Origin of the sequence: Arcobacter sp., assembly GCF_050300555.1 — a bacterium.
In the GTDB taxonomy this organism is placed as follows: Bacteria; Campylobacterota; Campylobacteria; order Campylobacterales; family Arcobacteraceae; genus Arcobacter.
This window is the reverse complement of the sequence record NZ_JBNKXY010000019.1, coordinates 25,567-40,126: the sequence shown is the minus strand read 5'-3', so window position 1 is coordinate 40,126 and position 14,560 is coordinate 25,567. Positions and strand designations below refer to the sequence as shown.

The following is a 14,560-nucleotide window of genomic DNA, read 5'->3' as shown; positions in this document are numbered from 1 at the left end:
GCCGTAGGCGGCGGATTTACAATCCGCAGGATTTGACCACTCTCCAACCTCACCGTCGTTTGAAGAGCGTAATATTATTCAAACAAAGTTTAAAGTTGTATGAATTTATATATAAAAATTATAAAAATTTTGTATATTTTAGCCATTGTTTTAAAAATTGCTCTCTTTTTAAAATAATGGCACCTAAATCAAGTTTATATTGTAAAGAAGCATGTCCTAAATTCCAAAATTCATAATTTTCATTTTGAAGATAATTTGCCAAGAGGATTAATTGAAGTTTCCCATAGTTATTATATTTTTTATCTCTATTGAAAAAGCCTGTCAAACTTGTGTAAACTTTACCAATTTTATAGCCAATTTCTGCCGCAATTAATGAAGAGTCTTTTTTACTATAAAGCTCAAAGGTTAACAGCTCAAAATTATCATGCTCATTTGAATAAATATCCAAAAGCATATTTTTATACTCCTCACAAATCCAAGAATCTTTGTGATATTCATTTATTTTATCAATTACTAAATTTATATTCTTATTTTTTGCAAATATATAGTTATCTTGATTAAGAAGTTTTTTTACTTTTTTACTAATGTGTATGTTATCAAAATATAAGATTGCATATTCAAATTGTATTTCAGGAAGCAAATATATTCTTTTGTTTATAAGTGTTGCTGATGTACTTATAAAGCCTGCTTTTGCAAGTTTGATATACATTGTAGGAGAAAAATACTCATAAGCATAATAATTCTCTTCCATGTTTGGATAGATATAGTTTTCCATAATATCAGGATTTGATATTATCTCTTCATCTATTAAATATATATGAAAATCCTTTTGATAAAATGAAAATGATTTATTTAAGTAAAAGCATTAACTAAGATTTCTTAAGAAAGAAGTCTTAGTACTGCTTGTTGGTTTATATTATTAGCTTGTGATTGTCCAAAAGAACCAATTTGAGCTAAAATATTTTGTTTTGAGAAGCTAGACACTTCTTTAGCAAAATCTACATTTGAAATAGTTGCAAGTGCTGAACTGTTGTTTACAACTTGAGAAGATAAAGAGGTATATGATGATTCTAATTGTTGAGCAGTAGAACCAATTTCACTTCTAAAATCTTGTAATTTTGTAAATGCGTTATCAATTGTATCTAAATATGCTCTTGCATCTGCTGCAGAGAAATTACCATCTTTTAAAAATTCTTCTAATCCTAACCCTTGAGTATTAGATTGAAGTGGATTTAAGGTAGTTGAATCTTCTGAATTATCTCCAGTTTGTACATTAAATGGATTGCTAGGACTTTTATCATCACGTCCATTTTGCAAAATAGATTCATTTCCATAACTTGTACTTGATGCAATATTATCAAATTGTTCTAAAAGTTTATTTATTTCATTTTTAATAATATTTCTTTGCTCATCACTTGTTGTATCAGTAGCAGCTTCTAAAGTTTTTTCTCTGATTGTACTTAAAATATCAGATTGTTCTCTCAATGCTCCATTACCTATTTGAAGATAAGATAAAGCACTATTAATATTCTCAACACCTTGTGTTAAGCCACTTACATCATATTTTAATGATTCTGAAATAGATAAAAGTGCCGGATCATCTGATGCTTTTGTAAGTTTTTCACCTTGTGCAATTCGCTCAAGTGGACTTGTATTTCTAACTCCCTGAAGCTCTTCTGGTATATATAAGTAATTGCTATAGTCATTACCTATTGTCATGTAGGCTCCTTTCTATGAGATTTTATTTTATTTTACTCCTTATAATATTAAACTAACTTTAAGTAATGTAATTAATGTGAGTGAATATTTTTACCATATTGTTAACTATTTGTTAACCTTTCATTGTTTCATAGTTAACTAGTATATATTACAATTTAATTATAGGTAAATAGAAAGCGCGGAATATAAGTACTGTTTACTAATTATGAAGAAATCTCCTAGAAAAGAATTTAAATCGGATAAAAAGGGCACTATCAGGGGTTAGGTGCCTTTTTTTATGTCTATACTTTTTTTAAATCAACCATTTTTTGGGTATTATGTCAAAATCAATTAATAAGGTTAGAAATGAAAAGAGTTTTTTTACAAAATTATAAGCCACTAAAATTTAAATTTTATCAAAATGTTGACGATTTTATTGTTACAGAGAATCCAATTAGATTTACAAATAAAGGGAATTTTATAATTTTAAAAATAGAAAAAGAGAGATTAGGGACATGGGATTTAATTGACTCACTAGCAAGAAATTTAAATATATATGATAATGAAATAGGTTATGCAGGATTAAAAGATAAAAATGCAACAACTACTCAATATATCTCTATACCAAGAAAATATGCAAAAGATATAAAAAACTTTAGACATCCAAAAATAAAAATATTAGAGACTTTTTTACATAGTACAAAATTAAATATTGGTGATTTAGTTGGAAATTCTTTTGAGATAAATCTACATGAAGTTGAAGCTTGTGATGTTGGAATTATTGAAAAAAGATTACATGAAATAGCAAAAATAGGGATGCCAAACTTTTTTGGTTATCAGAGATTCGGAAAAGATATAAAAGAGAATCTTGAAAAAGCAAATAAGATTATTTATGGTGATTTAAAAATAAGAGATAGAAAATTAGAAAAAATGCTAATCTCTATTTATCAAAGTGATTTATTTAATAAGTGGCTTGCAAAAAGAGTTGAAATGTCTGATGGGAAATTTAAATTATTAGATGGTGAAGTTATGCGTTCTATAGATGATTCTAAATTTTTTACACCAAATAAAATAAATGAAAAAATAATAAGTGATTTTGAAGATAAAAAAATTGTTCCAACAGGACTTTTATGTGGAAGAGAAGTTTACAGAGCAAGAGCAGAAGCACAAAAAATAGAAAATATGTTTGATGATACATATATCCAAGAAAAAGGTTTAAGAAGAGACGCAATTATATTTCCAAAAGATATTTTTGTAAATTATGATGTTGAAAATAAAAAGTGTAAATTAAAATTTACTCTTCCAAAAGCCTCTTATGCAACAGTTGTAGTTGAAAATATTGCAAATCAAAATTTAAGAGTTTGATTTATTTGGAATTTTTATTTTAATTTTTGTTCCAAAATGTTTTTTTTCATTATGAGAAAAATTTTCATTTTGGACATTTATTTCCCCTTGGAAGTGTTTGGTAATAATTTGTTCACTCATATACAAGCCAATTCCTGTACCTTGTGATTTATGTTTTGTTGTAAAATAGGGTTCAAATATTTTATCAATCTTATCTTCAGCTATTCCCCCACCATTATCCAAAATTGAAATAAATATAAAACCATCAATCTCTTTAATATCAATTTTTATTAATTTTTGTGCATTTTTTATATTGTTAAGGGCATCTTTTGAATTGTTAAAAATGTTTAATAAAACTTGTATAAGTTCATTTTTAAATCCAGTTATTTTTATGTGAGGACAGGTAATAAATAACTCTATATTTGTTTTTTTTAGATGGGCTAATTTTATGGAGTTATTTAATACATTAGATAAATCAAATTCTTCTTTCTTTTTACTTTGTTTGAAAAAGTCTCTAAAATCATCAATTGTATGTGAAAGATAATTTGCTGCTCTTATTATAATATCAATAGAATCATAAAAGAATTCATCATCAAGTTCTCCAAACTCTTTTTTTATCTTAGCACCACTTGCTGCAGTTGTTATTGTAGAAAGTGGTTGCCTCCATTGGTGCGCAATATTTTCTAGCATTTCACCCATGGATGCCATTTTTGCTTGTTGATAAAAAAGTTTTTGTTTTTTCTCTAATTCTTTTTTAGCTTTTAAGTCTTCTGTTATATCTCTAATAATTGAATAAATATATGTTTTGGTATCAATATTTATAGGTGAGGCATATACCTCCACATCTTTTATTTCACCATTTGATAGTTTATGTTTAAAAATAAAGATATTTTGTGTATTACTTAATATTTTTTCAAAGAAAGAATTTAATACATCTTTATTTACAATATTTAAATCATCAGCTTTTAATTTTAAGAAATGTTCTTTTGAATAACCATAAAATTTTGTAGCAGAATTATTTACATCAATAATATTTTTAGTTTTTGGGTCGATAATTAGTTTTATCGTTTTTGAGCCTTCAAAAATTTGGTGATATTTTTTTGTTAAATCATTTAGTTCTTTTGTTCTTTTTTTTACATCATGTTCAAGAGTAGTTGTGTATTTTGCTTTATTATAAAAGTATATAGTTGTAAAAATAGTTATTAAAGTCAAAACTAATAAAATACCAATAAATTTGATAAAATATTCAAATTCTTTTATGTCATTTAAATTAATTGAATTAATATCTTTAAACATTATAAAATAAGCCATATTTTGGTTATTGAAATCTTTTAAAGTATATAAACTAACAAAATAATTTTTAATAATTTTGTACTCTTTTATTGTTATATACTCATTTATATCTTTTTTTATAATCTCTTTTAACTCTTTTTTTGCATTAACATTTGCGACATAATATTCATCTAGGAAATCTTTTGTAAAAGGTTTTTTAATTTGGTTTTTGAATTTTTTGTCAACAAGAATTACAAGGTCAATTCCTCTTTTTTCAAACCCTTTTGCTATGGAGTTCATTTTTGTAATAACTTCAATCAAACCTAAAAAATCTCCATTATCATAAATGGGAACAATACTTTTAAAAGTCATATCAAAAATTCCAACACTAATAACAGATGATACTTTTGGATTTTTAAGTAAAGCAGGTAATTCACTTCTAACAGCCGATATATTATCATCTTTTTTAGGGGACCAACTTCTATATCGACTTATTCCATTTTTATCTATTAGGTGTATCCATACATTTTCAAAATTGCTATGTTCTTTAAGTTTTAAAGAGACTTTTTTTAAATCTATATCAAATACTTTTTTATTTTTAAGAAAATTTTTATAACCACTATTTTCAGATAAGGACAGGGCAATATTTAAAGTTGCAAAAGTTTTGTTTTTAATAGTTTCTTGAAGTTGTTCATTTAGATTTTTTGAAGTGTGTAGGTATTTATCTTGAGTTAATAATTTTATTTCATTTGATAAAAAATGATCAACAATAACAAATACAATAATTGAAATAAAAAATAAAAATAATATATAAGCAGACTTAAGCTTAAATGGCATAATACTTCCTAAAAAAGAACTGTATAAATTATACATAATATATACTAAATATAAAAAATAATTTTTAGAAATTTATTAGAGTAATTGAAAGTAAAAGTACTAGAATTTGTGAAGTAAATTAAAGTAGAGACTCTACTTTAATTTAATATATTCATCATTGATGTACATTGTATCACCAAATGCGATAACTTTATCTTCTTCATCAAATGAAAAATCGTAAATTTTTTCAGTTTTAAAATCTTCAGATATATTTATCATATAACCTTGAGATTCTAAAGCATATAATGAGTCACCAAATGCTAAAGCATAAATCTTAGCAAATTTATATTTTTTTCTATCCATAACATTTAATGAAATATCAGTTTTAATAATTTGTCCATCAATTGTTGCTAAATAAATATCTGTACCGTGTGAAATAATATCTCTTAAGTCATACTCTTTGATATGTAAAACACCATCACCAACAGAGATGATTTTTTTAGAACTTGCAGCAATTAAAGTATCATTTACAACATTTAAATAAATAATATTGTTAAATTGGCTATCGGCATCAACAATAATATTTCTAAGTATTTTATAATTTTGAGCAGATACTACTATGATTTTTCCATCTAAGGTAGGAAATAAAATTAGATTTGACATAAAATAAGGTGCTGCAATTCTATTATCATTTGCTAAAGATTTTGACAAATACTCTTTAAATAAAATCTTACCATCTCTTAAGTCATAAGCCATAATTGAGTTATCACTATTTACTAAAGCTAAAATATCATCTTTCAAAGTTGCAGCTACAACAGCTGTATTTGTTACAATCTCTTTACTATCAACTAAAATTTTATCTTTAATATTTGTTGAGATAACTTTCCCTTCGTTTAGATTTAAAAAAGTAAAACCTTCTGAAAGTTTTATGTTAGAAACACCTTTTGAACTAATAAATTGGCCATTTTCTAATGTCGCACCATCTCTATTAAATGATGAAATATCTGAACTTATTGATTTACTATTTTTGTTGAATGATAAAGTATCTTCTGGTTCAAAATATTGTTTTTTTGAACAAGCACTAAAAAGAACGATTGCCGAAATTAAAATTAGTAAATGTTTCATTATATACCTTTATTTTGTTATTAAGTAATGATTTAATAGTGCAACTAAATCTTTTACTTGTGAAGTTTCTGGAATCATCTTAAGTGCATCTTTTGCTTCTTGATATTTTCCATTCTCAGTTAAAATAAGTGCTCTATTAAATATCGCAAACTCTTTTAATAAAAAGTTTTTTTCCATAGAAACATCATTCAATTTATTGATATTTTGCTCTTTTACAGCTTTTTCATAAGCTAATAATTCTTTGAAAAACTCTGTATTAATTGTGATATCTTTTTCATTTGCTTTTTGACTATATAGTACAATTTCGTACAGTCTTGTATTTAAATCTTTTAAACTCTCTAAAGCTTTTTTATCGTTAGGGTTTTTTAATAACTCTTGGAAAACAATATTCGCTTTTATTTTGTTTTGTTCTTTTAAATATGATGTAACACTAAAAGCAACAATTGCAAGAACTATTATCGCAGCTACAGAGATGATGATTTGCTTATATTTTTTGAAAAATCTTTCGATTTTTACAAAGCTTTCTAAAAATTTTTCTTCACTATTTAGCTCTTCTTTTACGAAGTCCATATTATCTTTTAAACTCATTTATTAACCTTATAAAAAATTAGCTATAAGTGTACAAAAATTTTCATAAAATCTTACTTTTATAAAAAATTCAATATAATACTAACCTATTAAAGAATTGGGGTTAAGATGAATAAAATTATATTATCGATTATTGTTTTTGTTGTTTCATTAAATTTTTTACATGCAGAAGATAATGCAGACAAAAAAGATGCACAAAGTAGATTTGAATCTTTATCGAAATTAACAAACGTAATTGGAACTGTTGAAAAATATTATGTAGATGAATTAAAATTACAAGAAATCGTTGATAAAGCATTAAAAGGTTTAATGCAAGAACTTGATGCTCACTCAACATATATGGATAAAAAATATTTTAAAGAGATGCAAATCCAGACAAATGGTGAGTTTGGAGGATTAGGTATTACAGTTGGAATGAGAGATGGTGCACTTACTGTTATCTCTCCAATTGATGGTACACCTGCTTATGAAGCTGGAGTAAAATCAGAAGATATTATTTTAAAAATTGATGATAAATCAACTCTAAATATGACTTTAGATGAAGCTGTTGGACTTATGAGAGGTAAACCTCAAACTGCTATTTCTTTAACTGTTGTTAGAAAATCAGAACCAAAACCTATTACAATTGAGATTATTAGAGATATTATCAAAATTCAATCTGTAAATTCTAAAACTATTGGAAAAGATATTTTATATCTAAGAGTTACAAGTTTTGATAAAAATGTTACCGATGGTTTGACTGAAATAATTAAAAAAAGTAAAGATGCAAAAGGAATTATTTTAGATTTAAGAAATAATCCAGGTGGACTTTTAACACAAGCAATTGGTGTCGTAGATTTATTTGTGGATAAAGGAATCATTGTTTCTCAAAAGGGCAGAGATAGTGAAAATGAAGAAGTATTTAATGCAAGTTATTCTAAAACACTTTCAAGAGTACCATTGGTCGTATTAGTAAATGGTGGAAGTGCGTCAGCTTCAGAAATTGTAAGTGGTGCTTTACAAGACCATAAAAGAGCCGTTTTAGTTGGACAAAAAACATTTGGAAAAGGTTCTGTTCAAGTCGTTTTACCAATTACAGCAGATAAAAGCGAAGGTATAAAATTAACTATTGCAAAATATTATTTACCAAGTGGAAGAACTATTCAAGCAACAGGTATTACTCCTGATGTTATCTCTTATCCTGGTAAAGCTGTAAAAGCTCCTGAAATGGATTTTTCTATAAAAGAAGCTGACTTGAAAAAACATTTAGAAGGTGAATTAGAAAAAGTAGATGGTAAAACTAAAAAATTAGATAAAGTTAAAGACAAAAAAAGTGATAAAAAAACTATTACTGATGAAGAGGTTTTAGAGGATAACCAGTTGAAAACTGGTATTGATATATTAAAAAGTTTAATAATTCTTAACAAATAAAGGAAACATAAATGAAAATAAGTGACATTGTAGCACTTGGTCTTTGGCCCGAATCAAAGAAAACTACAACTCAAAAGGGTATTTCTGAATTAGAAGATTTAGGTTATAACCTATTTTATATCGGTAAAAATGCTGATCTTTATACTTGTCCTGGTGATGATGCAAAGGTATTATTAGTAAGAAGTGATAGATGTTCTGTATTTGATATCCCTTTAAATCTTCAAATCGAGGGCAAAGGGATTTGGCAAACAGCTATTTCAAACAGTGGAGCTAAATTTGCTAAAGCTGCTGGTATTAGAACTGCTATTTTAGATGAAACTATTGACCAATCTTTAACTATCGCACCAAGATGTCAGCTTATGGAATTATGTAAACCTTTAGAAACTGAAATTGATGGAGAGGTGGTTCAATTTGAATTTATTTTTAGAAATTATCTAACGGGTTCATTATTTGATGCTTGTCAAAATGGAAATGACCCATATGGTTTAAATTTATCATCAGATTTAAAAGAGTGGCATAAATTTGAAACACCTATTTTTACTCCTACAACTAAAGGTGTTAAAGATATTCCGTTAAATTCTCAAAAAGTAAGAGAAGTATTTCCAGAGATTATCTCTAGTTTGGAAAAATTATTTAAAGATTTTACTGTTTATGCAGAAGAAAATGGAATCATTGTTGTTGATACAAAACTTGAAGTATTTGTTGATGCAAATGGACAATGGATTCTTGGTGATGAAATTTTAACTCCTGAGAGTTCAAGATTTATTTCAAAAGAGAATTTTGAAGCTGGAAATTATATCTCTATGGATAAACAAATTCTTAGAAACTTTGCAAAAGAGAACTCTTGGAAAGAAAAAGCTAAAGATTTGAAACCAGGTGAAAAATTAGATGTGGAAGTTCCAGCTTCTATTAAAAATGAAGTTTTAAGTGGATATACAACTATTCACGAAAGATTAAGTAAATAGTTTTTAGTAGAATATAACAATATATTCTACTTCACTAAACTGCTATAAGGCAGTTTTAGATATAATCGCAAAAATATAAATTGAAGGTAGTAAATGAAAGCAATCGTAAATGTAGCATTGAAACAAGGTGTATTAGATGATCAAGGTAAAGCAACACACCATGCTTTAGATACTTTAGGATTTAAAGAAGTTGTTAAAGATGTAAGAATTGGAAAACAAATTATTTTAGAATTAACTTCTAATTCAAAAGAAGAAGCAGAAGTTGAAGTTACAAAAATGTGTGAAAAACTACTAGCTAATACTGTAATTGAAGATTACAATATTCAAATCATAGAGTAATAATATGAACGTAGCAGTATTACAATTTCCAGGTACAAATTGTGAGTATGATACAAGATACGCATTTGAAAAATTAGGTGCAAATGTTGAGATTATATGGCATAAAGATACTAAATTACCAGAGAATGTTGATTTAGTAGTTATCCCTGGAGGTTTTTCATATGGGGATTATCTAAGAAGTGGAGCAATTGCAAGATTTGCAAATATTATGGAATCTGTAAAAGAGTTTGCAGCTAATGGTGGTAAAGTTTTAGGTATCTGTAATGGTTTTCAAATTTTACTAGAAGCTGGTCTTCTTCCTGGTGCTATGAAAAGAAACTCTTCTTTACATTTTATTTCTAAATTTAACCATTTAAAAGTAATAAATAATGAAAATAAATTTTTAAATAAATTAGAAATTGGTGATGTAGTAAATATCCCAATTGCTCACCATGATGGAAACTATTTTATTGATGCAGAGGGTTTAAAAGAGCTTGAAGCTAATGGGCAAATTCTTTTAAAATATTGTGATGAAAAAGGAAACCTTTTAGATGTAAATGGTTCTGTTTCAAATATTGCAGGTATTTGTAATATAGAAAAAAATGTTTATGGTCTAATGCCTCATCCTGAACGAGCAATTGAAGCACTTCTTGGATGTGATGATGGAGTAAAAATGTTAGAAGGTTTCTTTAAATAATAAGAGGTAGTTTTTACTACTTCTTAAAATAGGAAAAATATGAAAAATATTTTTTATTTACTTCTTATTTCAATTTTATTATTTGCTAATGAAAATGAATCTAATAACTCTTCAGAATTTACAAAAAAAGAGATTTCTGTATTTGATGAAAATAATAGTGCTCAAGCTAAAGAGTTAAAACCAAGTTATTACCAAGAAATTATTAAAACTACTCCAGATGATAATTCAAAAGAAAAAAATATTTATTTAAGTTATAAATCTTTTCCAGAAAAAATTTTTAAAAATCAAAGATTTGAAATAGTTTTAAAAGCAATAATCCCAGTTAAAGATTATGACAAGATAGAAACAAGATTTATCAATTCACAAAATATGAATGTGTTAAATCCAGAATCACCTTGGATTGAACAAGAAGATAAAACATTTGAAAATAAATTTTATTTTAAAGCTTATGAAAATAGTTTTGTTATACCAACTTTTCAAGTTGCAATATATAAAGATTTACAATTAGTTGAAGTTGAAAATATAAAACCAAAAGAAGTTTCATTTAGTGAAATTGGGAAAAACATTGATAATTTTTCACATGTAATTGCAAAAGATTTAGTGATAAATGCCCATAAAACAAAGCAGTATAATAATGATGAATTAATTACAATTATGGATATAAATGCTGTTGAATCAAATTTGGAAGATTTTTACATAAAAGATGTAAAAGAGCAAGGTATTTCAAAGATAGAGGATAATTATCCAGAGCAAAATTTATTATACTATTTAGTACTTCCTGTACATGCAAAAAAGATTGATTTCTCTTATTATAATACTATTGAAAAAAGATTTGTAACAATTAAAATACCAATAATATTGGAAAATGAGTTAGTTAGTACGCAAACAGATTTAAATCCAAATAAAAGTAATATCTTGCTTTATAAAAGAGTAATATTTGGCTCTTTATTTGTAGTATTTCTTATAATATTTATTTGGAAAAGAAAAAAGATTTATCTAATTTTTACACTTATATCTTGTATTGGTGCACTAATTTATTCTATACCAAATAAAACAAGTATATTAAAAAAAGATAGTTATGTTTATATATTACCTACAAAAAAATCAACAATTTTTCAAAAAACAGATAAAGATTACATTGTAGAAGTATCAATAAAAAGAGGTGAATTTGTGAAAATTATCGTTGAACAAGGTGATAAAAGTATGATTGGATGGGTAAAAGAAAATGATCTTATCAAAAATTAGAGGATATATGGTACTTATTCAGTTTACAATAACAGTTGCTATTGTTGTTGTAGCTATGTATTTATTTAAGAATCACGTTCACAAAATTATAAAGACTTGGATGAAACTACAAATCTTCTTTTTGGGTATTAAAATAGAAGAAGTAGGTAAAATGGATGAGTCATGTGAAATGGTAATTATGAACCATCAAAGCTTACTTGATATAATTGTAATTGAACATATTCATAACAAACATTTAGCTTGGGTTGGTAAAAGGGAAATAACAGATTTATTTTTCTTTGGGCATATTATGAAAGCTCCACAAATGATTACTATTGATAGGGAAAATAAAACAGGATTAGTAAAACTTATCAAAGAAGCAAAAGATAGATTATCTAAAAAAAGACCAATAGCAATATTTCCTGAGGGTACGAGAAGTGAAGGAAATGATATGCTTAGTTTCAAACCAGGTGCAGCTATGGTTGCCAACAAATTAAATTTAAGAGTTCAACCATTAATTATACTTAATACAAAAAAAATACTTGATTCTCAAAAGCTCGAAGCAACTCCAGGTGTTGTAAAAGTTATTTACTTAGAACCAATTCAAGCAAATAAAGATACAAATTGGTATGAAGAAACTGAAGCTAAAATGAGAGAAGTACTAGCTAAAGAGACAAGAAAAGGTTTATAATGACTCTTTCTTGGCAAACAATTTTAGCTGTAGGATGTGGTGGGTTTATAGGTGCAGTAACAAGAGTTTATGTAACGCATTCTATGAATTTATCAATAAAATCAGATTTCCCTTGGGGAATTTTAACTGTAAATGTTATTGGAAGTTTTTTAATAGGTGTTTTATTTGCATTATTTGTGCATTATACAGTTTCTGATACATTAAAAGCATTTTTAACAAGTGGCTTTTTAGGAGCACTAACTACCTATTCAACTTTTGCTATTGAAAGCTATTTTTTACTTAACACATCAATCTTTTTAGGTGCAGTAAATATGTTTTTAAATCTATTTGGAACAATCGTTGCAGCAGGTAGTGGATACAAACTTTTAAGCTTTTTACTTAAATAAATAATCCAATTTATTTAAGGATTAAGAAGATATAATAATTCCAAATTTAGAAAAATATTAATATAGGAGAATAGTATGGGTATGCCAGGTGGTATGGAATGGATTTTAATTGCATTGGTAGTGTTATTACTTTTCGGTGGTAAAAAAATACCAGAACTAGCAAAAGGTTTAGGTTCAGGAATTAAGAACTTTAAAAAAGCAGTTAAAGAAGATGATGAAGAAGTTGTAAAAACAGATAAAGCTGATGAAATAGAAGATAAAAAAGCTGAAACATCAGTGAATACAGAAGATAGTAAAAAAGTTTAGGAATTAATAGTTGCAAAACCAAGTTAAAGAATACATAGAAAATATATTAGAAATAAAAAATTTAGTTTTAGAAAAACCTAAAGATATAACTTTAGGACATTTTGCTACACCAGTTGCCTTTTCATTGGCTAAAGAGTTAAGAAAAAATCCAATGCAAATTGCACAAGAATTAGCAGATAAATTTAAAGATTCACAAATCTTTGACAGTGTAACTGCTGTTAAAGGTTTTGTAAATTTTAAACTTTCAAATACCTTTTTAGAAGAGCTTACTTCAAAACTGTTTGATGATGAAAGCTCTTTTGCAAAAGGTGAAAAGAAAAATCAAACTATACTTCTAGAGTATGTTAGTGCAAATCCGACAGGTCCTTTACACATTGGACATGCTAGAGGTGCAATATTTGGGGATACCCTTGCTCGTGTTGGAAAACATTTAGGTTATGATATTACTACAGAATATTACATAAATGATGCAGGTGCACAAATGGACATGCTTGGGCTTTCAGTGTCATTAGCTGGAAGAGAGTATTTGTTGAATGAAGAAGTTGAATATCCTGAATCATACTATAGAGGTGAATATTTAATTGATATTGCTAAAGAGATTCAAAAAAAATTTGGTGATGATATTTTCAATGATGAATCAAGATTTAGAGAAATGGCTTCTTATGCAAAAGATGAAGTTCTAAAAATCATAGAAAAAGATTTAAAAGATATTGGAATAGAATTTGATAATTATGTTTCAGAAAACTCTTTATACTCTTCTTGGGAAGATACAAAAAATGTTTTAGAAAAAAATGGTTCTTTGTATGAAAAAAATGAAAAAGTATATTTAAAATCAACTCTACATGGCGATGATAGTGATAGGGTTGTTGTAAGAGATAATGGAATACCAACTTACCTTGCTGGAGATATTATTTATCATAAACATAAATATGATAGAAATTTTGACAGATATATAAATATCTGGGGTGCAGACCACCATGGATATATTACAAGAGTAAAAGCAGCAATAGAATTTTTAGGTAATGATTCCTCAAAGTTAGAAATTATTCTTTCTCAAATGGTACAACTTTTAAAAGGTGGAGAGCCTTATAAGATGAGTAAGAGAAAAGGTAACTTTATTCTTATGAGTGATATCTCTGCTGAAATTGGAGCTGATGCTTTAAGATTTGTATTTTTAACAAGAAAAAGTGATACTCATTTAGAGTTTGATTTAGAAACCTTAAAAAATCAAGATTCTTCAAATCCTGTATTTTATATTAATTATGCCCATGCTAGAATTAATCAGGTATTTAAAAAAGCTAATTTAACTCCAAATGATGTAAAAAATGAAGAGTTTGGAAATTTAAATGAAGACAGCATAAATTTAATTTATGAAGCTTTATTATTACCTACAATTACAAGTGAAGCATTTGAAAAAAGAGATATGCAGAAGATAACTGATTATTTATATAATCTTGCATCTTCAGTTCATAAGTTCTATAATGAGCATAAGATTTTAGAAACACAGAACCAAAACAGTTATCTAAAAGTACTAAGTGTTGTCTCTTTATCAATTAGAACAGGTCTTAAATTACTTGGGATTAAGGCGAAGGAGGTAATGTAATGAAATGGATTATTATTATTTTCGCAGCTTTTGTAGCAATTGCAGTAATTACTGGTTATACTGGTGGTGCAAAAGATGCAACAAACAATTATGGAAAAGTAATGAGAGGAGGGTGAA

The 14,560-nt window shown here is 26.6% G+C and carries 15 protein-coding genes; 10 read left to right on the top strand and 5 right to left on the bottom strand.

Annotation, left to right across the window (positions count from 1 at the left end; genetic code table 11):
* Nucleotides 1-118: 118 nt before the first annotated feature.
* Together ACQY5W_RS12160 and ACQY5W_RS12155 are read right to left on the bottom strand one after the other, a co-directional pair.
* Entirely contained in the window at nt 119-775 is a 657-nt protein-coding gene (locus ACQY5W_RS12160) for a hypothetical protein (protein WP_428025242.1), read from the bottom strand.
* A 104-nt stretch (nt 776-879) separates the two neighbouring features.
* Nucleotides 880-1,719: a flagellin gene (locus ACQY5W_RS12155; protein WP_428025241.1), complete on the bottom strand. Its 840-nt coding sequence runs from the start codon at nt 1,717-1,719 to the stop codon at nt 880-882.
* A 345-nt stretch (nt 1,720-2,064) separates the two neighbouring features.
* On the opposite strand from ACQY5W_RS12155, the gene ACQY5W_RS12150 reads away from it, so the two are divergent.
* Nucleotides 2,065-3,063 (top strand): tRNA pseudouridine(13) synthase TruD, encoded by a 999-nt coding sequence (locus ACQY5W_RS12150; RefSeq protein ID WP_428025240.1) that lies wholly within the window; start codon nt 2,065-2,067, stop codon nt 3,061-3,063.
* Here ACQY5W_RS12150 and ACQY5W_RS12145 read toward each other — a convergent pair.
* The 3 genes from ACQY5W_RS12145 to ACQY5W_RS12135 form a co-directional block, all read right to left on the bottom strand.
* Nucleotides 3,052-5,187, bottom strand: coding sequence for an ATP-binding protein (locus tag ACQY5W_RS12145; protein ID WP_428025239.1), 2,136 nt, complete (start codon nt 5,185-5,187; stop codon nt 3,052-3,054). The genes ACQY5W_RS12150 and ACQY5W_RS12145 overlap by 12 nt on opposite strands.
* 96 nt (nt 5,188-5,283) lie before the next feature.
* Nucleotides 5,284-6,255 carry a hypothetical protein gene (locus tag ACQY5W_RS12140; RefSeq protein WP_428025238.1) on the bottom strand — a complete coding sequence of 324 codons (972 nt, stop codon included), beginning with the start codon at nt 6,253-6,255 and terminating at the stop codon, nt 5,284-5,286.
* A gap of 9 nt (nt 6,256-6,264) precedes the next feature.
* Nucleotides 6,265-6,843 carry a hypothetical protein gene (locus tag ACQY5W_RS12135; RefSeq protein WP_428025237.1) on the bottom strand — a complete coding sequence of 193 codons (579 nt, stop codon included), beginning with the start codon at nt 6,841-6,843 and terminating at the stop codon, nt 6,265-6,267.
* Between the two features lie 108 nt (nt 6,844-6,951).
* Here ACQY5W_RS12135 and ACQY5W_RS12130 point away from each other — a divergent pair, with 108 nt between their 5' ends.
* The 9 genes from ACQY5W_RS12130 to argS all read left to right on the top strand — a co-directional run bounded on the left by ACQY5W_RS12130 (nt 6,952) and on the right by argS (nt 14,443).
* Nucleotides 6,952-8,253, top strand: a complete 1,302-nt coding sequence (locus ACQY5W_RS12130) for a S41 family peptidase (RefSeq protein WP_428025236.1) — start codon at nt 6,952-6,954, stop codon at nt 8,251-8,253.
* Between the two features lie 11 nt (nt 8,254-8,264).
* Nucleotides 8,265-9,218: a phosphoribosylaminoimidazolesuccinocarboxamide synthase gene (locus tag ACQY5W_RS12125; protein WP_428025235.1), complete on the top strand. Its 954-nt coding sequence runs from the start codon at nt 8,265-8,267 to the stop codon at nt 9,216-9,218.
* Nucleotides 9,219-9,311: 93 nt separating this feature from the next.
* Nucleotides 9,312-9,557: a phosphoribosylformylglycinamidine synthase subunit PurS gene (gene purS / locus ACQY5W_RS12120; protein ID WP_428025234.1), complete on the top strand. Its 246-nt coding sequence runs from the start codon at nt 9,312-9,314 to the stop codon at nt 9,555-9,557.
* 4 nt (nt 9,558-9,561) lie between these two features.
* Complete coding sequence (gene purQ, locus ACQY5W_RS12115; protein ID WP_428025233.1) at nt 9,562-10,233, top strand: phosphoribosylformylglycinamidine synthase I; 672 nt, start codon at nt 9,562-9,564, stop codon at nt 10,231-10,233.
* A 39-nt stretch (nt 10,234-10,272) separates the two neighbouring features.
* On the top strand, nt 10,273-11,478 hold the full coding sequence (locus ACQY5W_RS12110) for a hypothetical protein (protein ID WP_428025232.1): 1,206 nt from the start codon (nt 10,273-10,275) through the stop codon (nt 11,476-11,478).
* Entirely contained in the window at nt 11,459-12,148 is a 690-nt protein-coding gene (locus ACQY5W_RS12105; protein WP_428025231.1) for a lysophospholipid acyltransferase family protein, read from the top strand. Before ACQY5W_RS12110 ends, ACQY5W_RS12105 begins: the two co-directional genes overlap by 20 nt.
* Entirely contained in the window at nt 12,148-12,534 is a 387-nt protein-coding gene (locus ACQY5W_RS12100; RefSeq protein ID WP_428025230.1) for a fluoride efflux transporter FluC, read from the top strand. The genes ACQY5W_RS12105 and ACQY5W_RS12100 overlap by 1 nt, the downstream gene beginning before the upstream one ends.
* 75 nt (nt 12,535-12,609) lie before the next feature.
* Entirely contained in the window at nt 12,610-12,840 is a 231-nt protein-coding gene (gene tatA, locus ACQY5W_RS12095; protein WP_428025229.1) for a twin-arginine translocase TatA/TatE family subunit, read from the top strand.
* A 10-nt stretch (nt 12,841-12,850) separates the two neighbouring features.
* Entirely contained in the window at nt 12,851-14,443 is a 1,593-nt protein-coding gene (gene argS, locus ACQY5W_RS12090) for an arginine--tRNA ligase (protein ID WP_428025228.1), read from the top strand.
* Nucleotides 14,444-14,560: the final 117 nt, after the last annotated feature.